Source organism: Pelagibius sp. (assembly GCF_028289705.1).
Taxonomy (GTDB): Bacteria; Pseudomonadota; Alphaproteobacteria; order Kiloniellales; family Kiloniellaceae; genus Pelagibius.
Map to the genome: position 1 here is coordinate 1 of NZ_JANQOI010000003.1, position 20749 is coordinate 20749.

Consider the following 20749-nt stretch of genomic DNA (forward strand, 5'->3'; position numbering starts at 1 on the left):
GGTGAGCATCACCGTCAACGGGGTGAACGACGCCCCGGTCCTGGTCAACAACAGTCTGACCGTGGGCGAGGGCCAGACGGTCACACTGGACGGCGACGACCTCTCGGCGGCGGACGACGACGACGACACATCATTGATCTTCACCGTCAGCAACGTCACCGGCGGGCGCTTTGCGCTGGCAGAGACGCCGGAGACACCGATCACAAGCTTCAGCCAGCAGCAGGTTCTGGATGGCGCTATTGTCTTCGTCGACGACGGCGACGAGGTTTCACCCGGCTACAGCGTCTCGGTGAGCGACGGGCAAGCGTCCACAGTTCCGGCGGCGGCTGAGATCGACTATACGCCGGTGAACGACGATCCCGTGGTGACCAGCGATACCGCGGGCTTGGTCAAGGGCGCGTCTCTTGCGATCACCACCGCGATCCTCTCTGCCAGCGACGCGGAGACGACAGACCCGGCCCAGCTCACCTTCACGGTCACCGCTGAGGTTGCGGGCGAAGTCCTGCTCTCCGGAGCACCGGCCGCCAGCTTCACCCTGGCCGACGTCATCGCCGGCCTGGTCGCCTTCCAACACGACGGGAGCGACGGCGCGGCCGCGGGCTTCACGGTGACCGCGAGCGATCCCGACGGCGGCGTCAGCGCGCCCGCCGATCTGAGCTTCGCCGTGGCCACCAGCTTCGTCTGGACCAACGGGAGCGGTAACGGTGATTGGAACAATCCGCTGAACTGGGCGAGCGGTTCGGTACCGATTGACGGCGCCGATGTCGTGATCCCCGATCAGCCCGGCGCGGCCATCTTCTCCTCCGGGTCCGCCGTTCTCCAGAGTCTCACGCTCGAAAGCGAAAGCCTGGTCATCACCGGCGGCAGCTTCGCGGTGACGGGGGAACTGACGAGCGAAATCGGTTCGACTATCGCCGTTTCCGGCGGCAGCTTCGAGGTTGCCGGCGGTACGCTGAACGGCACCTTCGCCTGGACCGGCGGCACCGTCACCGGAGACGGCGCCACCCTGACAATCAACGGCCCCGCCAATCTGGGCGGCGTTGCTCCCCTTACCCTGGACATAGACCTCGACCTGAACGGGCTCGGCGCAATGACCGGGAACATCCAGGGCGGCGGCGCCATCGCCAACGGCGGCAGCCTCTTGGTGCCCAGTGCCGCCACCCTGGGCGTCGGCTTCAGCAATGAGGCCGAGGGCAGCCTCGCGGTCCTTTCCAACCTGACCATCGACAACGGATCGGGCTTCCGCAACAGCGGCTCGATCACCATCGCGGCCTTCGCCACGCTTGCCGTGGTCGGCGGCGACTTCGAGAACGCCTTCGGCGCGGAGATCGGCGGCGAAGGGATCATCGACGTCACCGGCGGCAGCCTGATCAACAACGGGACCATCAATCCGGGGACAAGCCCCGGGACCTTCACGGTGCTCGGCGACTATGAACAGGGCCCGGACGGCCTCTTGACCGTCGAGATCGACGGCACTGGCGGGGATCTTCTGCAGGTCAGCGGCACCGCCAGCTTCGCCGGGATCATCAACGTGGTCTTGCTGGACGGCTTTGTCCCGACGGCCGGCGATACCCTGAACTTCGTTCAAGCCGCGGAGATCATCGACAATGGCGTCGAGGTGACCGGCCTCGAGTACGCTGGCGGTCTGCTGGGCATTCAGCTCGCCGGCGGTGTCGCCAGCTTCGTCGCCATCGCCGGCAGCGGCGACACCTTCGTCGACCCCTTCGAGATCATCGTCGGTGACGAAGCCTTCGGCAGCCTGACCGTCGATGCCGGGCAGGATCTGGTCTCTGAGTACTTCTCGGTCGGCGAAGAGACCACCGGTATCGGCGAGTTCGTGCTGACCAATGGCAGCACGCTGACCATCCTGGGGCCGAGTGTCATCGGCAATGCCGGCACCGGCGATGCCACGATCAGCGGCGGCGCCTCCGCTGAGTTCATCAGCGGCAATGCCGACAACCTGATTATCGGCAACTTCTTCGGCAGCACCGGATCGCTGCTCATCGACGGTGCGGAGACCAACGTTACCACCAGCGGTGAAAGCAACAGGGTGCGGGTGGGCCTTGGCGGGACCGGCGACATGACGGTCCAGGGTGGTGCTTCCTTGAACACCCTGCTGCTTGATTCCGGTGTGGCCGGTACCGGCACCGTCATCATCCGGGGCGACGGCACCCAGGTGACGGTTTCCAACGACACCGGACTCTTTCCAGGTGACTTCGCCGATCGGGCCGCGTTCGTCCGGGCCGGGCGGGACGCCGGCGGCGACGGCACCGTTGAGGTCCGTGAAGGCGCGCGCCTGGATATCCGCGCCGGGATCGGCGTGAACGAGAACACCAACGAACCGGGCCTGCAAATCGCCCGCGATCCCGGCAGTGTCGGGTCGGTTCTGATCGACGGGCCCGGGTCGATCATCGCGCTGACCCAGACCGCGCCTGCGGACCCGGACAACGACATCTTCGGCCCCTTTGTGCAGGCCGGAGATGGCGGCGACGGTGACCTGGAGATCCGCAACGGCGGGCAGCTCACCCTGACCGGCGAGCAGGCGAGCCTCCAGGCGGCCAGGCAGTTCGGCGCGCAAGGTTCGGTCTTGGTCGATGGCCCGAATTCCACGATCGCCATGGATGGGGCCGGCCTGTTCGTCAGCATCGGTGACGAGGGCGACGGCCAGATGACCCTCCGCAACGATGCAACCTTTTTGCTTTCAGGCGGAGAAGACTTCATCTCCTTCAATGTGGGCTACGAGGAAGGCGCGAGCGGGGAAGTCGTCATCCAAAGTGGGGCCACCCTGTCCTTGCAGGGGGGAGACAACACTGCGCGTCTTCGCATCGGCCGCGAGGAGGGCAGCGACGGCAGGGTCTTGGTCCAGGGGCCCGACTCCCTGCTGACCGTGGGCGGCACGACCAATCCGGTTGGGGGCTTTGCCAACCGGATCGAGGTCGGCCGCGAGGGCACGGGACATTTGGAAACGCGCGACGGCGCCATGGTGATCAGCGAACGCCTGGACATCGGATTTGGGCAGTCGGGTGTCGGCACAGCCCTGGTCGATGACGCCGAGTGGCAAATCGGTACACGGCTTTGGATCGGCCGTGAAGGCCAGGGGACGCTGACCATCCAAAACGGCGGTACGGTCACGGCCAATGCCGGTCCCGTCAGTATCGCCGACGGCGGTGGCTCGACGGGCGTGGTCAATGTGGACGCTACATCGAGCCTCAACGTGAACGGGTTCTTTTCCGTCGGCAATGGCTTCTTCGAACCGAACCTGTTCCCGGACTTCGGTCAAGACGCAGAGGCGACCGGTACTCTGAACATCAACGGTGGCAGCTTCGCTGCAGTCGATACGAACATTGGCGATCAGAAGCTGGGTGTTGGCCTCGTCACCATAGACAGCGGCACTTGGCAGAACGCCGGCGAGCTGAACGTCGGCCTGCAGGGAGACGGCACCCTCGAAATCCTGAACGGTGGGTCGGTCACCGTCGAGGGAGACTTCAACAACATCGCCAACGGCGGCGGATCGACGGGGTCGGTAAACATCGACGCCGAGTCCTCGCTGACCGTCAACGGCAAGCTGACCGTCGGTCTCGGCTGGTTCGATCCGACGGACGATCCGACCTTCGGGCAGAGCACGACAGCGACCGGCAGCCTTGCCGTCAACGGTGGCTCGCTGGCCACCCAGGGCGTGGACATCGGCGGCCAGAGGCTCGGGATCGGCGAGGCCACCATCGACGGCGGCATCTGGACCGACACCAGCGGGCCCAACGACGGTTTCGCGGTCGGCCAGGCCGGCGACGGAACACTGGTCCTTCGGAACGGGGCCTCCGTCACCACCAACGGCGGCTTCAATTCCATCGGCAACTTCGGCGGTTCGAGGGGCAGCGTGACCGTCGATGCCACCTCTTCGCTGGCCTATGAAGGGTTCCTGAGCGTCGGCAACGGCGTCTATGACCCGGTCGGCCTTCCCGGATTTGGACGCGATGCGGAGGCGACCGGTATCCTCACCATCGACGGCGGCATGGTGACGGCCCAGAACGCCGACATCGGCGGGACGGAGCGCGGCCGCGGCTTCGTCACGATCGACGGTGACGGCGCACTCTTCGATGCCGGCGAGAGCCTGAACATCGGTCATCAGGGTGAGGGGACCGTGACCCTCGAGGACGGCGGCGAGCTGCAGGCCGATGTCATCTCTGTCGGGGCGGGCGGCAGCCTCGGCGGCGTCGGCCTGGTCGATGGCGACGTCTTCATCAACGGCGGCACCATCGGCCCCGGGCTCTCCCCGGGCGAACTGGAGGTCGACGGCAGCTTCACCCTGAACGACGGCCTCCTGCGGTTCGAGATCGCCGGAACAACGCCTGGCACGGGCCATGACGTTCTGACGGTGAGCAGCCCGAACCCCGGCTCCGGTAACGTGAGCCTCAACGACGGTGTGATCCAGTTCGGTTTCGACCCCGATTTCACGCCCCTGGTCAGCGATAGCTTCGCGTTCCTGAACTATGTGAGCCTGGCGGTGAGCGACCATGTCGCCTATCGCTTTACCGGGGTCGATCCGACCAACTTTATTTACGGATTCATTGACGATGCCGGGACCCGCAGCCTCAGGTTCTTCGGCAACAGCGTTTCATTGGGCAATGGCATCGTCTTCGAGGGCGGCGAGGGCGACGACTATGAAGCAGGCTCCGCCTTCGCCGACCGCATCGAGGGGGCCGAAGGCAGCGACACCCTGGGCGGCGCGGGCGGCAATGACACGCTGACAGGTGGCGACTACGGCGATACCTTCGTCTTTACCTTGGCGCCCCTGGACGCCGGTGCCCCCGGCGCCGAGCTCACCATCACGGATTTCTTTCCGGGCGAGGACGTCATCGAGGTCATTGGCTGGGACAGCACCAGCCCGGATGGCATCGGCGTCACCGGAACAGACTATGGCACCCTGCTCGATTTCGGCGGCGGCTACAGTATTCATTTGGACTTTGTGTTCGATTATGTGCTCAGTCCAGACGACTTTGTCTTCCGCGTGCTGGCTTCAGAGGGCGTCAGCCGGTCCGACAGCGATGAGATCTTTGTTGGCGCGCCCTTCGTGAACGGGAGTCTGGAAATCCGCGATGGCGCCGAGGTGGACGCCCCGCGGGTCCTGGTCGGCCAACAGTTCGGCGCCAGCGGCCAGGTCTTGGTCACGGGGCCCGGTTCGACACTCACCACCTCCGGCGAGAACGCGCTCATCGAACTCGGCAACGTCGGGGTCGGCGAAATGACGGTCTCCGGCGGCGGCCAGGTGGAGGGCCTCTGGCTCGACCTCGCACGGGACGGGGTCGGCAGCGTGGTGGCCAGCGATGCGGGGACGAGGATCTTCCTGTCCAACGACTTCGGGTCCTACCCGCCGCCGGATGCGGATGATGGCGCATTCCTCAGGGTCGGCCGCAATGCCGGCAGCATTGGAATCCTGGAGGTGCGGGACGGTGCCGTCATCGACATCGAGGCGAGCCCCGGCTTCAACGGGCCGGGCCTGCAGATCGCCCGGGAGGACGGCAGCCAGGGCAGCGTTCTGGTGGACGGTGCCGGCTCGCAGATAAACCTCTTCCAGACCGACCCGGCCGATTCGGACAACGGCATCTTTGGCCCCAGCCTGCACCTCCGCAGCGGCGATGCTCAGTTGACCATCGAAAATGGCGGGTCCGTCAGCCTTTTCGGGCAGGACGCCAACGTTATCGTGGGCCGCGGCAATGCCGATGGCTTCGAAGGCCCGGGCGACCCGCCGGATCTGGCGCAAAGCCGTCTGGAGATCCTGGCCGGCGGATCGCTCACCGTCGACGGCGATGACGGGCACGCCTCCATGAACATCGGCCGCGAGTCGAACGGCGATGGTGCCGTGGTGGTCCGGGGCGAAGGCTCGGAGCTTCTTTTGCAGGGCTTCGCGCCGAACATCAATGTCGCGCGCGACGGGACTGGCGAGCTCACCATCGATCAAGGCGGCAATGTCGCCACCACCTTCATGAGCATTGGTCGGGTCAGCGGCAGCCAGGGGAGTGTGACCGTCGATGGCAGCCAGGACGAGGAGCTCCGCACGACCTTGCGCCTGTTCGGCCGTGACGACGAGCACCAGGGTGCCTTCCTCCAGGTCGGATGGGGCGGTCAAGGCAGCCTGACGGTGAAAGGCGGCGCCCTGCTGAGCATCGACGGCAACGGCGGCCAGTTTCCGGGCTTCAATGTCGGCCGCGATGCGGGATCGACGGGCACCATGGTCGTCGACGGTATCGGAACCCAGGTTCTGATCGCCAACGGAGACGGGGGCCCCGCCGGCAGTCTGGGCTTCATTGCCGTCGGCCGCGAGGGTAACGGCACCCTGGACGTGACACAGGGTGCGCAGGTCGTAAACGCCGCCGGCGGCTTCACCTTCGTCGGCCGCGAAGCCGTTGCCAGCGGCGCGCTGACGGTCGACGGGGTTGACGGAACGGCGACGCTGTTCGATGCCGGCGATGTGCTGGTGGTCGGGGCCGACTTCGATTTCGACAACGGGGAGGTCCTTTTCGACAGCGGTGGGACCGGCAGCGTGACCGTCACCGACGGCGGAACCGTGCGCGCTGGGGTGGCCGAAGGCGACGGCATCACCGATGTCTTCATCGGCAGCGGCGGCACCGTCACCGTGCAGGCCGGCGGCACATTGATCGGCGATATCGAGAACGTCGGCGGCACGCTGATCAACGGCAACTCGCCGGGCACCGCGGCCTTCGGCGGCGACTTCGTCATGTCCGACGGTGTCCTGGAGGTGGAGCTGGGCGGGACCGAGGCCGGGGCCTTCGACCTCTACCAGATTGCCGGGACCGCGGATTTCACCGGCGGCGTGATCGAGTTCTCGATGATCGAGGGCTACGATCCCCTGGCCGGCGACAGCTTCATCTTCCTCACCGCCGGCGCGCTGACGCTGGACGAGGATGCGCTGTCCTTCGTCGTGCGCGGCGTCGATCAGGCCTTCGACTTCGCGCTCGACCTTGGCGCCGACTCGCTGGGCCTGACGGTCCTGAACGACGCCGGCAGCGGGGAGAGCCTGGTCTTCCTCGGCGGCGAGGGCGACGAGGCCTTTGCCGGCGGTGCGGGGAACGACCGGCTGGATGGCGGCGGCGGCCGCGATACTCTGACCGGTGGGGACGGGTCCGATATCTTCGTCCTGCGCGCCGCGGACGGCGCCGACTCGCTGGACCTGGCAGATGTCATCGGCGATTTCGAGATCGGCAGCGACAGCCTGGGCCTCGCCGAAGGGCTGGGCGCCGAAGACCTGACGATCACCGCCACCCAGGGCGGTGACGCGGCGGTTGCGCTGCAGTCCAGCGGCGCCATCCTCGCGGTGCTCCAGGGCGTCTCTGCCGCCGATATCGACCCCGCAGAAATCACCACCGTGGTATAGATGAAGTCTGCCGCCCCGCGGATGGGCGGCCACCGCGGGAGGGAAGAGACAGCCGTGAGCGGAGAGGCCCTGCCAGGCCCGGTACCGGCCAAGCGGCGCGATGACGCGCGCTGGGCGCGGCTGCGCCGCCTGCTGGTGCGCCGGCGGCTGGTCCGCATGGCCCGGCGGTTCGGGTTCAGCCGCGTGCTGGGGCTCTGCCTGCTGCTGCCGCTGCTGGCCCTCAGGGTCTGGGACCCGATCCCGCTGGAGATCCTGCGCCTCAAGATCTTCGACCTCTACCAGGTGGCCATGCCGCGAGAGGCCTCGCCGCAGCCCCTGGTGATCGTCGACATCGACGAAGAGAGCCTGGCAGAAGTCGGCCAGTGGCCCTGGCCGCGCACCGACGTCGCGCGCATGATCGACAGTCTGCGGGCCGCCGGCGCTGCCGCCGTCGGCTTCGACGTGGTCTTCGCCGAGCCGGACCGCACCTCGCCGGGCCGCTACGCCGACTTCCTCGGCGACGTCGACCCCGCGGTCATCGAGGCCCTGCGGGCCCTGCCCAGCAATGACGAGGTCTTCGCCGACACCCTGCGGCAGACGCGCCTGGTGCTGGGCCAGTCCGGCTACCACCGCAAGCTGGAGGGCGGCCCGCCGCCGGATCTGCCGAAGATTCCGCTGGCAATCATCGGCAATGATCCGACCCCCTACCTCTTTCATTTCCCCGCGCTGGTGCGCAACACGCCGGTCCTGGAGCAGGCGGCGCCCGGGCGCGCGATCTTCAACCTCGTGCCGGGGCGCGACGGCCTGGTGCGCCGCATTCCGGCCTTCGTCGTCGCCGAGGGCCAGATCGTTCCCAGCCTGGCCCTGGAGATGCTGCGCCTGGCCACCGGCGGCAACGCCTTCGCCATCAAGACCGACGAGGCCGGCGTCAGCGCCTTTGTGGTCGGCGGGGTCGAGGTGCCGACCGACCGCCACGGCCGCATCTGGATGTACTATGCCGAATCGCGCCGCGACCTCTACGTCTCGGCCCGGGACCTGCTAAAGGGCCGGGTGCCGCCGGAGCGACTGGCCGGCCGGCTGGTGCTGATCGGCACCTCCGCTGCCGGACTCTTCGACATCAAGGCGACGCCGGTGCACGACCGCATCCCCGGCGTGGAGATCCATGCCCAGATGCTGGAGATGATCCTCTCGGGGCAGCTCCTGCTGCGCCCGCACTATGCCCTGGGGGCGGAGCTTTTCGTGCTGGCTGCCGTTGGGCTCTTGATGATCGCCCTGGTCCCCGTATTCGGCGCCGCCCTGACCATGCTGCTGGGCGCGCTGGCCGCCGCCGCCCTATTGCTGGCATCCTGGGTCCTGTTCACCAGTGAGGGCCTGCTGATCGACGTGGCCTATCCGCTGGTGGGCTCGGCGGCGGTCTATACCGTGCTGGTCTTCACCAACTACCTGCGCGAGGAGGGGCGGCGGCAGCGGGTGCGCAGCGCCTTTCGCCAGTACCTCTCGCCCACCCTGGTCGACCAGCTCGCCAACGATCCCGGCCGGCTGGTGCTGGGCGGCGAGACGCGCGAGATGACCGTGCTGTTCAGCGACGTGCGCGGCTTCACCGCGATCTCCGAGCGCCTGCAGGACCGGCCCCAGGAGCTGACCCGCCTGATGAACCGGCTGCTGACGCCGCTGACGGCGGAGATCATGGGCCGCGACGGCACCATCGACAAATACATGGGCGATGCGGTGATGGCCTTCTGGAACGCGCCGCTGAGCGACGAAGACCACGCCATGAATGCCTGCGATGCGGCCCTTGCCATGCTACAGGCCGTCGACCGGCTGAACGAGCGGCTGCGGCGCGAGGCCGAGGAGGGCAGCGGCGAGACCATGCAGCTCAAGGTCGGCATCGGCATCAACACCGGGCTTTGTGTGGTGGGTAACATGGGCTCCGAGCAGCGCTTCGACTATTCGGTGCTGGGCGACGCGGTCAACCTCGCCTCACGCCTGGAAGGGCAGTGCAAGACCTACGGCGCCGACATCATCCTCGGCGAGACGACCGCTTCGGCCATCGGGCCGCGGGCGGCCTACATGGAACTCGACCTGATCCGGGTGAAGGGCAAGACCGAGCCGCAGCGCATCTTCGCCCTGCTCGGCGGCGAGCCGGCGGCCGAGGGCAGCGAGATCCAGAAGACCGTGAACGGCATCTGGGATTTGCTGACCGCCTATCGCTTTCAGGACTGGGAGGCGGCGACCCGGCAGATCGGCGCCTTGGAAGGCCATACGCTGCCGCACTTCGACCTGGCGGGGTTCCTCGCGCTCTATCGCGGCCGCATCGAAGCCTTCCGCCGCCACCCCCCGCCGCGCAACTGGGACGGCGTCTACACCGCCGAGACGAAGTAGGGGGGTGAGGGCGGAAGAGCGCTTGGCGCCATTGGCGGCTGTTGCGTGATCACGCTGCGACCCACGACGTGTCCGTCATTCGAACCGGTGCACTGGTGCAGGAGGACTGAGCGATGAGTGAGTGGGAAAGATATGCGGCGGCTGCGCTTCAAGGCCTGCTTTCTTGCGAGGCGGGCCTTGAACTGGCGCGCAGGGAAGCCGCGAAGGAAGGAAAAATCACGCCCTTCCAAGCCGCAGCGCGGCTGGCCGCGGAGGTGGCAGACGAGATGGTAACCCAGGAAGCGGGGCGGAACGGGTGAGGCGACTGGTGGCTTTGCTGCCAAGCCACCCCCACATCCGGAACCGATTCGACGTAAGTCGAAAACGCGTTAGCAGGTTGTTGAAAGGGTGGCTGCAGGGAGCACAGCACCCTTCGAGACGGCCCCCCTTTGAGTGACTTTGGGGGCCTCCTCAGGGTGCGGTAAATGTTGGGGGGATTGACCTCATGCTGAGGAGCGAAGCGTCTCGAAGCACGAGGTCGATCACCAAACCGGCTTTTTCAACAGCCTGTTAGCTCGCGTTGGATCGCCGGATCAGGCGCTTGAACTCGCCCAGCAGCAGTTGGCTGCTGTTCTGGCCGGCAAGGACGCCGCGCCGCTGTCCGCTGCCGTCGAAGAGCAACAGCGTGACATGCCCGACGCCGTGGGCGGCGGCCAGCGCCCGCCCCTCGGGCTCGCGGATGTTGGCGACGAGGTACTGGATCTCGCTGTCGTCCAGTTCCGCGAGCGCCTCGCGGGCCTCCTTCTGCAGCGCGCGGCACTGGGGACACTGCGGATCGTGGATCTGCACCACCGTCGGGATGCCGTTGCCGAGGCGCGAGAGGTCGCCCTCGACGATCCCGGCATGGACGCTGCTCGCGAGATACCAGCCGCCCCCGCCGACCACGGCGATGCCGGCAAGGCCGTAGCCCAAGTTCTGCAGGAGGTCGCGCCGGTTGAGAGCCTTCTTTTTTGGCGCCGAGGGCTCCCCAGGCTGCGCGCCGGCGGCGTTTTCCGGCTTCTTCTTCGCGGTCGTCTTACGCTTCTGTCGCTTCATCGTGCGGTCCCTACATGGCCGCGGCCCAGGCCGGCGCCGGATCGTGTTCAGCCGGTTCCCGGAGGCCCGGTTCGTAGTTGCAGCCGTTCGGCAGGTGAACACTACCCGAACCGGGGCCGCCTACGCAGATCACCAATGCGTGAACCGCGTCAAGGGGAGGGGCCGCTAAACGAAGGGCGGTGTTTATAGAGAGGTCATCAACGGACCCTTGCGTGCGTCCGTTTCAAGGCTGGCTTTCGCGTTCCTCGATGGGCGGATTGAGAAGCATGGCGAGGCGCACGAGGTTGGCGCGATTGTGAGTGCGGGTCTTCGCCAGGATCGACTTCACATAGCTGCGCACCGTTTCAAGCTGGAGGCTGCGGAGTTCCGCGATATCGTGGGTCTTCCAGCCTTCTGCCAAGAGTCGGCAGACTTCCTGCTCCGTGGCCGTCAGCCTATAAATCTCGCCCATGCCGGCCGTTGAGATGGATGCGGCATCGGTGGGGTCGATGATCGCCACCAGCGCACCGGCGAAGCCAGGTTCCAACTCATACCCGACATCGCAGAGCGGCGAGACAGAAATCAGATAGGCATCCTGGCCTGACAGACGCTTGATGGCCATCAGTGTCTCGGCGTCGTCACTGGAACCCACGGCAGTCCGAGAGGCGCCGAGGACTGCTGCCGACAGGGCGCCATTGTGCTCACCATCCAGCACTACAAGTCGGCCGCTGCGGTCAAGGCCCAGGCCATCCCTCGACTCCAGCATCCCGTCGGCATGACGGTTGGTCATCACGACACTGCCGTCTCCCCGGGTGATGCAGATTCCGACATGCCAGCGGTCGAGGGCGGCGACTACGGCATCGTGGCGTTTGCGAAGAACGACGAAGTTGCGTTGCATCTCCACGCTCTTCGCCATGTGCGGAATGATCGACTCGCCAATTGCGGCTTCATCGGCGGTCATAGGCCCCCGCGCATCGGCAAACAGAACCGCCAGTACATCCAGCCAGCCATCGTGCAAGTTCAGCCGCGTGCCGGCGCGGTGTCGGATGCCGAACTGCTCTATGTTGAACCTGATGCTGGGAAAGACCCGGTGCTGAGCTTCGCTGGTCAACCCAAGGAGTTCGAAGTCTGCATGAAATCCGGTGGACCGCGTCTCCATGAGGGCCCGGTAGGCCGGCATATCGAACTTCACGTAGCGCTCTCGCCACGTCGTCCAGACATCGGAACCCAAGTCGGGAAACAGGCTGGACATGCCGCTCACCGAGACTTCCTCGCGGTGCGGGTCGACCACGTGAATATGGCTCCCGGCGGCACCCATGATTGCGGCAATGCGATCCAGCGCCTCGGTCCAGTGGCCTTCCGGCTCGAGGGCCGAGCGATAGATGCAGGAAACCGTCTCGATCAGTGAAGGCTTTCCCGCCATGCCTTCCCCTCCTGATTGGCCAGTCGAGATCCGATCTGTGACCGAGCTCTCTGACTACATCTATCGGAATATTAAACAATAACGGGAAAGACTTGTTAACGCTAATCGCTGATATAGTGCCCGTGATGCTCAGTACATGGCCGATTTCGGCCATTCCAGATCACCGGGCTCACTCCTTATGATTGTATTTGACCTGGGTCTATTGACTATAGGCGACAGTGATGGTGCAGGCCCTGGAGCGCTTTGCCCCAAAGTGCGGTGTTGTCCGGTAGTATCAGACGGCGCCGTTGGAGAAACGGCCCGGCGCCCGAGTGGGCCGCAGGCGGTGGCCGGGCAAGGGACTCGGCACGCCAATGATGATGCACAGCAAGGACCAGACTCCCCATGGTCCCGCCGTCACTGTGACTCCAACGGCCGCCTTGGGACGGCACCAGCCCGCAGCGGTCACAAGGCGCACGTTCCCGCAAGCCGTTGTCCGCCGATTGATGATGGGAGCGGCGCGGCGGGTGGCCCCGGGAACGGTCGCCTTGCGGGTGCGGCGGCGGAGCCTGCTTGGCTGAACTCGCTGCGCCGCTGGACCGGCCGCAGGCTATTCGAGAATGGCGACCATGTCCGACTGAACGCCCCTGCTGTTGTGCACCCTCTTGAACTTAAGGGTTCGCTTCAACTCGGGAGAAATGTACCAGGTGCGGGTGCTCCAGCTGTCCCTGCAGATCACCTCGTAGCTTGGGTACTGCTTGTCCTGAACCGAGACCATAACCATGTCCGAAACCTCGCAGCGTCTTGTCGTCTGCCAGGTCTCGTTCTTGGCGTTCTTGCCTTTGACCTTGTAGGACTCGGCCATGCCGACCGCGAGTGGCCAGATGTCGCCACTTTTCGTCGCTTCCTGCGTCCCTGTGGAGCCCTCGCAGTCCTTCCAACTGAGCGTGGGTGCAAACCATGAGTCATTGACCCAGCTACAGCCCTTTCTGGTGCCCTCCACCCAGGCGCCGGCAACCATTCCCTCGCCGGTCATTGCGATTTCCATCAAGGCCGGTTCGCCTTTGTCCAACCAGCTGAGCTTACCCTCCAGAACCGCCGGCTTCTCCATCGGTGCCAGCTCGACACTGGCCTCCCGATTGATCGCCGGGTCGCCGGCGCAGCCGGCGGTCAGGGCCACTGCCGCCACTGTCAGGCTGATACGACGCAGAGGTTTCATGCTTCTTCTCCCCTTGCTCGTTTGAGCACGCGTGCGCGGCCGCCGCTGTCTGGAAGCGTTGTGGGTGTCGGCAACGACGGTCACTCCCGTCGATCATCTTGATCGTGGATGGAAACCACCACAGCCCCCAGATGGGGGGTGCAGGACTGTCAGCGGTCTCTTCTTCTGCACGAAAAAGGGCTAGGCACAGGACGTCACAGCCAAGCCAAGCCGGCCGCACAGACATGACATCTCAGGAGGAGTCCCCGGTGCGCCCGGAAGGCCGATGAATCGCCTGACCTGATGGTGCCGGCTGCAGGATTCGAACCCGCGACCCCCTGATTACAAATCAGGTGCTCTACCAGCTGAGCTAAGCCGGCCCTGGATGGGGCGCCGGCCTCGGGCGGCGGGCGCGGGGGCAAGATAGGGCCGGCGGCGAGCCGCCGCAAGGGTGGGGCCGCTTCTACGCGCTGATCCGGCTGAACAGGCGCGCCCATGCGGGGGCTGCGGGGCGGCTATGCCGGTCTTTCCCAAGGCTTGCTTTGGCGGTCGGGGCGGGCTTAAGGTCCGAACAGACGGTCAGGTACGGGGAGGGCCGGGTTTTCTTGGCGCCCCGCCGTGCATCAAGCCGGATCTTCAACAGCAAAACGCCACGCCAAGCGGCGGTTCAAGGGAGCATCAGCGCCATGTCAGCGGCCCTCTCCATCGAGTCCGTGAAATCCCAGGCCCAGGGCCTGTCGTACCGGAACCAGGCCTTCATCGGCGGGCAGTTCGCCGACGCCGCCTCCGGTAAGACCTTCGACTGCGTCTCGCCCATCGACGGCAAGGTCCTGACCCAGGTGGCCGCCGGCGACGCCGAGGATGTCGACCGCGCCGTCAAGGCCGCCCGCGCCGCCTTCGAGGATGGGCGCTGGCGCAACATGCCGCCGGCCAGGCGCAAGAAGGTGCTGCTGCGCTGGGCCGATCTGATCGAACAGCACGCCACCGAGCTGGCGCTGCTGGAGACCCTGGACATGGGCAAGCCCATCGGCGATTCCAGCCGCATCGACATTCCGGCGGTGGCCACCTGCATCCGCTGGTATGGCGAGGCCGTCGACAAGATGTATGACGAGATCGCCCCCACCGGCAGCGATGCCGTGGCCATGATGGTGCGCGAGCCCCTGGGCGTGATCGGCGCCGTGGTGCCCTGGAACTTCCCGCTGCTGATGGCGGCCTGGAAGATGGGCCCGGCCCTGGCGACCGGCAACTCCATGGTGGTGAAGCCCGCCGAGCAATCGCCGCTGACCGCCATCCGCGCCGCCGAGCTGGCCGTCGAGGCCGGCCTGCCGGAGGGCGTGCTGAACATCGTTCCGGGCTTCGGCGAGACCGCGGGTCAGGCGCTGGGGCGCCACATGGATGTCGATGCCATCGCCTTCACCGGCTCTGGCGAGGTGGGCAAGCTGTTCCTGAAGTATTCAGGCGAATCAAACATGAAGCGGGTGTCGCTGGAGTGCGGCGGCAAGACGCCCAACATCGTCATGGCCGACGCGCCGGACCTCGACGCCGCGGCGACGGCGGCGGCCTGGGCGATCTTCTTCAATCAGGGGGAGGTCTGCAACGCCGGCTCCCGCCTGCTCGTGGAGGAGAGCGTCAAGGACGAGCTGCTGGAGCGCATCATGAAGGTGGGCCGGGAGATGCGGGTCGGCGATCCCCTCGACCCAGGCACCCAGATGGGCGCCATGGTGGACGACACCCAGATGGACCGGGTGCTGGGCTACATCGGCAAGGGCCAGGCCGAGGGCGCCCGGCTGGCCATGGGTGGCGCGCGCATCATGGCGGAGACCGGCGGCTACTACATCGAACCCACGGTCTTCGACAACGTGAACAACGACATGAGCATTGCCCAGGAAGAGATCTTCGGGCCGGTGCTCTCCACCATCAGCTTCTCCGACCCCGAAGAGGCGATCCGCATCGGCAACGACACCATCTACGGCCTCGCCAGCGCGGTCTGGACCAGCGACATCACCAAGGCCCACAAGGCGGCCAAGGCCTTGCGGTCCGGTGTGGTCTGGGTGAACTGCTTCGACGCCGGCGACATCACAACCCCCTTCGGCGGTTTCAAGCAGTCCGGCTTTGGCCGCGACAAGTCGCTCCACGCCATGGAGAAGTACACCGAAGTGAAGACCATCTGGATCGACCTCACCTGATCTCTCAAGACGCGTGACGATCAGCGGCGGGGCCGCCAGGTAAACACCGGGCGGCCCCGCCGTTTTCGTCTTTGGGTATCCAGGCCTATTTCGCCCACCACTGCGCGAGTTGGCAGCGAATTCCTTCGCTTATCAACAGGTTATCCACCGAACTTGCCTCAGGAATGACCCACAACCGAGGGCTGGTCGGAGCGTAGGCTCTTGCCCGGGGTAGTCGGGGTCCCGGGCCGCTGTGCGCGGCACCAAGGGGGAATGCGGGACCCAAATGGGCTGGAGAGCATGACAGTCATCGATTTTCGCGAAGCCGCCTTACGCCAGCAACTCCGCCAGGCGTTGATCAAGATGGACGACGTGCTGTCGCGGGGCAGCGAGGACCTGGGCCTCGATGTCGACAAGGCCGGCTATCTGGTGCTGACCGAAGGCGAGGATCTGGAGTAAGGCTCCGAACGTTTTGGGCTGAGGCCTAGACGGGTTTTTCCATATAGACGCGGTCGTAACCGGCGACCGTCTTGCGCTCGGTCACCCGGTAGCCGAGGCGTTCGTAGATCGCCACGTTCTCCACCATGAGCACGTGGGTGTAGAGCTGGATGCGGTCGTAGCCCTGGCGGCGCGCTTCCGCCTCGGCGAAGGCCATCAGCGCCTTCCCGTATCCGCCGCCCTGGGCGCCCGGATCGACGGCGACGTTGTCCAACAGCAGATGATCCTCCGCCGGCTCCAGCACCAGGATGCCCACGAGCGCGTCAGCGCTCTCCAGCACATGGGTCTGGCCGGCGGCGATGCGCGCGGCGTAGTCGTCCAGCATCGGGCCCGGCGGGCGGCCCATGTGCGCGATGTAGGGGCTGTAGGCCGCCTCGACGATGGCCTCGATTCGGGGCCGGTCGTCCGGTTTGGCGAGACGAATCTCTTGCTGCGACATCGGCTCAGGGCGCGAAGCTGCGCCCGTCGGAGGTCAGCAGCGGGCCGTAGAGTTCCGGCCGGCGGTCGCGGAACAGACCCCAGGAGGCGCGCTGGGCGCGAACCGCGTCCAGGTCGAAAGTGGCGGTGATGACCGCGCGGTCTGTCTCATTCGCCTCCGCCACCTTGGCGCCGGTGGGATCGGCGATGAAGGAGGAACCGTAGAAGGTGATTCCCGCGTCCTCGCCTTCCTCGCGGCCGATGCGGTTGGAGGCGACGAGCGGCGTCACGTTGGCGGCGGCATGGCCCTGCATGGTGCGCTGCCAATGGTCTTTCGAATTGAGGCTCGGGTGCTGGGGCTCGCTGCCGATGGCGGTGGGGTAGAACAAGATCTCCGCTCCCATCACGGCCATGGCGCGGGCGCACTCCGGGAACCACTGGTCCCAGCAGATGCCGGCGCCGAGGCAGCCGTGGCGGGTCTGCCAGACGCGAAAACCGCTGTCGCCGGGATTGAAGTAGAACTTCTCCCGATAGCCGGGCCCGTCGGGGATGTGGGTCTTGCGGTAGACGCCGAGGTTGCGCCCGTCGGCGTCGATCATGGCCAGGGAGTTGTAGTGGGCGTTGTTGGCGCGCTCGAAGAAGCTCACCGGCAGGACCACGCCCAGTTCCTGCGCCAGTTCGCCCATCCGCTCCAGCACCGGATGGCCGGCCACCGGATAGGCGAGGGCGAAATAGTCCTGCTTCTGGTCGACGCAGAAATAGGGCGTCTCGAACAGCTCCTGGATCAGCACCACCTGGGCGCCGGCGCCGGCGGCCTCGCGCACCAGCGCCTCGGCGTTCTTCACGTTGGCCTCGCGGTCCCAGGTGCAGGCCATCTGGGTGGCCGCGACGGTCACCTGGCGCATGCGAATACCCTCCTTTTGCTTGGTCCGAGCCCCGGACGGCTAGGCAATGTTGAGGTCCGCGGCGGTCTTGTCGAGGGCCTGGCCCAGGCGCTGCACCAGCTCGTCCGCTTCCTCCCGGGTCAGGATCAGCGGCGGGGCGACCACCATGGTATCGCCCACCGCCCGGCTGATCACGCCGATCTCGAAGCAGTGGTCGCGGCAGAGGGTACCGGCCCGGCCCTTGGGCTTGAAGCCGGCGCGGCTGGGCTTGTCGGCGACCAGCTCGACGGCGCCGAGGAAACCGACCCCGCGCACCTCGCCCACCAGGGGGTGGTCCGCCAGGGTGGCGAGCCGCTCCTGCAGGTAGGGCCCGGTGTCGTCGTGCACCCGCTCGACCAGCTTCTCTTCCTCGATGATGGCGATGTTCTCCAGGGCCACCGCGCAGGCCACGGGATGGCCGGAATAGGTGAAGCCGTGGGCGAACTCGCCGCCCTTGTCCCGCAGCACCTCGGCCACCCGGTCCCCCACCATGGCGGCGGAGAGCGGCAGGTAGCCGGAGGTGATGCCCTTTGCGAGGGTCATTAGGTCCGGCTCGATGCCGAAGAGGTTGCTGCCGAACCAGTGGCCGGTGCGCCCGAAGCCGCAGATCACCTCGTCGGCGATCAGCAAGACGTCGTACTCGCGGCAGATCCGCTGCACCTCCGGCCAGTAGCTCTGCGGGGGAATGACCACGCCGCCGGCACCCTGGATCGGCTCGCCGATGAAGGCGGCCACGGTCTCCGGCCCCAGCTCCAGGATCTTGTCTTCGATCGCCTTGGCGGCGGCGAGGCCGAAGTCCTCCGGCGAAAGATCGCCGCCCTCGCCGAAGAAGTAGGGCTGGCGCACGTGGTGAAAGCCCGGCAGCGGCAGATCGTCCAGGGCGTGCATCGGCTGCATCCCGCCCAGGCTGGCGGCGGCCATGGTGCTGCCGTGGTAGCCGTTGGTGCGGCTGATGATGTTGCGCCGTTCCGGCTGGCCCACCAGCTTCCAGTAGCGCCTTACGATACGAGCGAGGGTGTCGTTGGCCTCGGAGCCGGAGGAGGCGTAGAAGACCCGGTTCAGCCCCGCCGGCGTCAGCTCTGCCAGCTTCTCCGAAAGCTCGATGGAGGGCGGCGTCGCGGTCTTGAAGAAGGTGTTGTAGTAGGGCAGCGCCACCATCTGGTCGTAGGCCGCCTTGGCCAGGCGTTCGCGGCCGTAGCCGACATTGACGCACCACAGCCCGGACATTCCGTCGAGGATGCGCTGACCCTCGGAGTCCTCCAGCCACACGCCTTCGGCGCGGGTGATGATGCGGCTGCCGCCTTCCTCGGCCAGGCCCTGGAAGTCGGTGAAGGGATGGAGATGGTGGCGGGTATCGGTTTCACGCCAGACGGTCGTGGAATTGCGGAGGGCTTGCAGAGACATGATATCGATCCTTTCGGGGTCACCAGGGTGAGAACCAGGTTTTCCGCCCGGCGGGGCCGGGCCCCGGCGCCCTAAGGATTGAAGCCGATCCGCGCGCAGTTCAGCAGCAGTTCGGCATGGCGGCAGCGCAGCGAAGCCAGGTAGCCGCCCGGCAGCAGTTCCACCGTTACCTTCGAGATCATGGTTGCGGTCTCGCCCATGCCCACGCGTCCGTAACAGGCTATACGTTTAGCAGAAGGTGCTCGCGTTCCCAAGACGAGATCACCTGCTGGTAGGCGTCCAACTCCTCGTACTTCACCAGGGTCACGGCCTGGATGAAGAGGCTGCCGAGCACAGGCTTCAGGGCCTTGGTGCCGTTGAAGCGCTCCAGCGCGTCATAGAGGGTCCGCGGCAGGGTGCGGGCCAGGCGATAGGCGCTGCCGTCCACCGGCTGGCGCGGCTTCAGCTTCTCGGTCATGCCGAGATAGCCGCAGGCGAGCGAGGCGGCGATGGCCAGGTAGGGGTTGGCATCGGCGCCGGCCAGGCGGTTCTCCACTCGCCGGTTCTCGGGGCCCGAGTTGGGTACCCGCAGGCCCACGGTGCGGTTGTCGTAGCCCCAGTGGGTGTTGATGGGAGCGTCGTAGTCCGGCATCAGCCGGCGGTAGCTGTTCACGTTGGGCGCCAGTAGCGGCATCACCGCAGGCAGGTAGCGCTGCAGGCCGGCGATGTGGTTGCGGAACAGGGCGGTGTCCTTGCCGGTCTTGGTGGCGAAGAGGTTGCGCCCGGACTTGGCGTCGAGGACGCTCTGGTGCACGTGCATGGAACTGCCCGGCTGGCCCTGCATGGGCTTGGCCATGAAGGTGGCGTAGACCTTGCCGCGCAGACCCGCCTCGCGCACAGCGCGCTTGAAGAGGAAGGCCTGGTCGGCCAGAAGCAGCGCGTCGCCGTGGTTGAAGTTCATCTCCATCTGCGCCGCCCCGCCCTCGTGGGTCAGGGTGTCGATGTCGATGTTCATGGCTTCGCAGAAGTCGTAGACCTCTTCGAAGATGGGATCGAACTCGTTGACGGCGTCCAGGCCGTAGGCCTGGCGGCTGGTCTCCCGCCGGCCTGAGCGGCCGATGGGTGGCTCCAGGGGGTAGTCCGGGTCGGTGTTCACATCGACCAGGAAGAACTCCAGTTCCGGGGCCACCGTCGGCTCCCAGCCTTGGTCGGCGTAGAGCTCCAGCACCTGCTTCAGGATGCGGCGCGGGGCGATCTCCACAGGATCGTGGCTGAAGTGATAGGCATCGCAGATGACCTGGGCCGTCGGCTCCTCGTACCAGGGCACGATGCGGATGGTCTCTTCGTCGGGGATCAGATAGACGTCCTTGGTCGACGCGCTGACCACCGAACTGGGGTCTTCGGGGTAGTCCCCGTTCACCGTCTGGACGAAGACATCCTCCGGTATGCGCAGGCCGTGGCGGCGCATGCCGTCCAGGAACTTCTTGGCCGGCAGGATCTTGCCCCGGGCGATGCCGGCCATGTCCGGCACCAGGCACTCGACCTCGTCGATGCGGTTGTCCTTGAGAAAAGCTTCGATAACGGTGCTCATGACCACCTGCACGCTGGTTTTGCCAGATCGCTAACACGGGCTTCGCGCGGCTGGCAAGAAAACCGCGGAAGCCGTTGACCTTTCCAGGACTTCAGCCGCGTCCGAGCAGCTCGTAGAGCGCCACGGCGGCGGCGTTGGAGATGTTGAGGGCCTGGATCGGCGGGCGAGTCGGCAGCTTCACCAGCAGATCGCAGCGCTCCCGGGTCAGGCGGCGCAGGCCGCCGCCTTCGGCGCCAAGAACCAGGGCCACCGCCGCCGCAGGGTCGCTGTCGGCGAGGCTCCGCGGCGCCTCGTCGGCCAGGCCCAGACACCAAAATCCGGCGACTTTCAGGGTATCGAGGCTCCGCGCCAGGTTGACCACCCTTATA

General features: G+C 66.4%; 14 protein-coding genes and 1 tRNA gene. 5 read left to right on the top strand and 10 right to left on the bottom strand.

Annotation, left to right across the window (positions count from 1 at the left end):
• Position 1 precedes the first annotated feature (1 nt).
• The 3 genes from Q0996_RS00085 (at position 2) to Q0996_RS00095 (ending at position 10050) form a co-directional block, all read left to right on the top strand.
• Positions 2–7390, top strand: a complete 7389-nt coding sequence (locus tag Q0996_RS00085) for a cadherin-like domain-containing protein (RefSeq protein WP_299614764.1) — start codon at positions 2–4, stop codon at positions 7388–7390.
• A 54-nt stretch (positions 7391–7444) separates the two neighbouring features.
• Positions 7445–9751 (top strand): adenylate/guanylate cyclase domain-containing protein, encoded by a 2307-nt coding sequence (locus tag Q0996_RS00090; RefSeq protein ID WP_322096615.1) that lies wholly within the window; start codon positions 7445–7447, stop codon positions 9749–9751.
• Positions 9752–9864: 113 nt separating this feature from the next.
• Positions 9865–10050: a hypothetical protein gene (locus Q0996_RS00095; protein ID WP_299614765.1), complete on the top strand. Its 186-nt coding sequence runs from the start codon at positions 9865–9867 to the stop codon at positions 10048–10050.
• Between the two features lie 250 nt (positions 10051–10300).
• Here the strand turns inward: Q0996_RS00095 and Q0996_RS00100 are convergent, their stop codons facing one another.
• The 4 genes from Q0996_RS00100 to Q0996_RS00115 form a co-directional block, all read right to left on the bottom strand.
• A complete protein-coding gene (locus Q0996_RS00100) occupies positions 10301–10825 on the bottom strand; it encodes a hypothetical protein (RefSeq protein WP_299614767.1) in 525 nt (174 codons plus the stop codon).
• A gap of 223 nt (positions 10826–11048) precedes the next feature.
• Positions 11049–12227 (bottom strand): helix-turn-helix transcriptional regulator, encoded by a 1179-nt coding sequence (locus Q0996_RS00105; protein ID WP_299614768.1) that lies wholly within the window; start codon positions 12225–12227, stop codon positions 11049–11051.
• A gap of 589 nt (positions 12228–12816) precedes the next feature.
• Positions 12817–13425 carry a hypothetical protein gene (locus Q0996_RS00110; RefSeq protein WP_299614770.1) on the bottom strand — a complete coding sequence of 203 codons (609 nt, stop codon included), beginning with the start codon at positions 13423–13425 and terminating at the stop codon, positions 12817–12819.
• A 283-nt stretch (positions 13426–13708) separates the two neighbouring features.
• A tRNA-Thr gene (locus Q0996_RS00115) sits at positions 13709–13784 on the bottom strand.
• A 306-nt stretch (positions 13785–14090) separates the two neighbouring features.
• Between Q0996_RS00115 and Q0996_RS00120 the strand changes: the two genes are divergently transcribed.
• Both Q0996_RS00120 and Q0996_RS00125 read left to right on the top strand, forming a co-directional pair.
• Positions 14091–15590: an aldehyde dehydrogenase gene (locus tag Q0996_RS00120; protein ID WP_299614771.1), complete on the top strand. Its 1500-nt coding sequence runs from the start codon at positions 14091–14093 to the stop codon at positions 15588–15590.
• A 279-nt stretch (positions 15591–15869) separates the two neighbouring features.
• Positions 15870–16028, top strand: coding sequence for a hypothetical protein (locus Q0996_RS00125; RefSeq protein WP_299614772.1), 159 nt, complete (start codon positions 15870–15872; stop codon positions 16026–16028).
• Between the two features lie 25 nt (positions 16029–16053).
• Here Q0996_RS00125 and Q0996_RS00130 read toward each other — a convergent pair whose 3' ends face one another.
• From Q0996_RS00130 to Q0996_RS00155, 6 genes are all read right to left on the bottom strand, one after another.
• Positions 16054–16506, bottom strand: coding sequence for a GNAT family N-acetyltransferase (locus Q0996_RS00130; RefSeq protein ID WP_299614774.1), 453 nt, complete (start codon positions 16504–16506; stop codon positions 16054–16056).
• A 4-nt stretch (positions 16507–16510) separates the two neighbouring features.
• On the bottom strand, positions 16511–17389 hold the full coding sequence (gene aguB, locus Q0996_RS00135) for an N-carbamoylputrescine amidase (RefSeq protein ID WP_299614776.1): 879 nt from the start codon (positions 17387–17389) through the stop codon (positions 16511–16513).
• A gap of 39 nt (positions 17390–17428) precedes the next feature.
• On the bottom strand, positions 17429–18811 hold the full coding sequence (locus tag Q0996_RS00140; RefSeq protein ID WP_299614778.1) for an aspartate aminotransferase family protein: 1383 nt from the start codon (positions 18809–18811) through the stop codon (positions 17429–17431).
• 71 nt (positions 18812–18882) lie between these two features.
• Positions 18883–19011: a hypothetical protein gene (locus Q0996_RS00145; RefSeq protein ID WP_299614780.1), complete on the bottom strand. Its 129-nt coding sequence runs from the start codon at positions 19009–19011 to the stop codon at positions 18883–18885.
• Between the two features lie 20 nt (positions 19012–19031).
• A complete protein-coding gene (locus tag Q0996_RS00150) occupies positions 19032–20381 on the bottom strand; it encodes a glutamine synthetase family protein (RefSeq protein ID WP_299614782.1) in 1350 nt (449 codons plus the stop codon).
• Between the two features lie 91 nt (positions 20382–20472).
• A partial coding sequence (locus tag Q0996_RS00155) for a TrmH family RNA methyltransferase (RefSeq protein ID WP_299614784.1) occupies positions 20473–20749 on the bottom strand: 277 nt, incomplete at its 5' end.

What these genes read in the sequence shown, in the direction of transcription:
- Q0996_RS00095 (WP_299614765.1), top strand. Translation starts at nt 9,865, where the DNA reads ATGAGTGAGTGGGAAAGATATGCGGCGGCTGCGCTTCAAGGCCTGCTT.
- Q0996_RS00140 (WP_299614778.1), bottom strand. Translation starts at nt 18,811, where the DNA reads ATGTCTCTGCAAGCCCTCCGCAATTCCACGACCGTCTGGCGTGAAACC.
- Q0996_RS00105 (WP_299614768.1), bottom strand. Translation starts at nt 12,227, where the DNA reads ATGGCGGGAAAGCCTTCACTGATCGAGACGGTTTCCTGCATCTATCGC.
- Q0996_RS00130 (WP_299614774.1), bottom strand. Translation starts at nt 16,506, where the DNA reads ATGTCGCAGCAAGAGATTCGTCTCGCCAAACCGGACGACCGGCCCCGA.
- Q0996_RS00120 (WP_299614771.1), top strand. Translation starts at nt 14,091, where the DNA reads ATGTCAGCGGCCCTCTCCATCGAGTCCGTGAAATCCCAGGCCCAGGGC.
- aguB (WP_299614776.1), bottom strand. Translation starts at nt 17,389, where the DNA reads ATGCGCCAGGTGACCGTCGCGGCCACCCAGATGGCCTGCACCTGGGAC.
- Q0996_RS00125 (WP_299614772.1), top strand. Translation starts at nt 15,870, where the DNA reads ATGACAGTCATCGATTTTCGCGAAGCCGCCTTACGCCAGCAACTCCGC.
- Q0996_RS00110 (WP_299614770.1), bottom strand. Translation starts at nt 13,425, where the DNA reads ATGAAACCTCTGCGTCGTATCAGCCTGACAGTGGCGGCAGTGGCCCTG.
- Q0996_RS00150 (WP_299614782.1), bottom strand. Translation starts at nt 20,381, where the DNA reads ATGAGCACCGTTATCGAAGCTTTTCTCAAGGACAACCGCATCGACGAG.
- Q0996_RS00145 (WP_299614780.1), bottom strand. Translation starts at nt 19,011, where the DNA reads ATGGGCGAGACCGCAACCATGATCTCGAAGGTAACGGTGGAACTGCTG.
- Q0996_RS00100 (WP_299614767.1), bottom strand. Translation starts at nt 10,825, where the DNA reads ATGAAGCGACAGAAGCGTAAGACGACCGCGAAGAAGAAGCCGGAAAAC.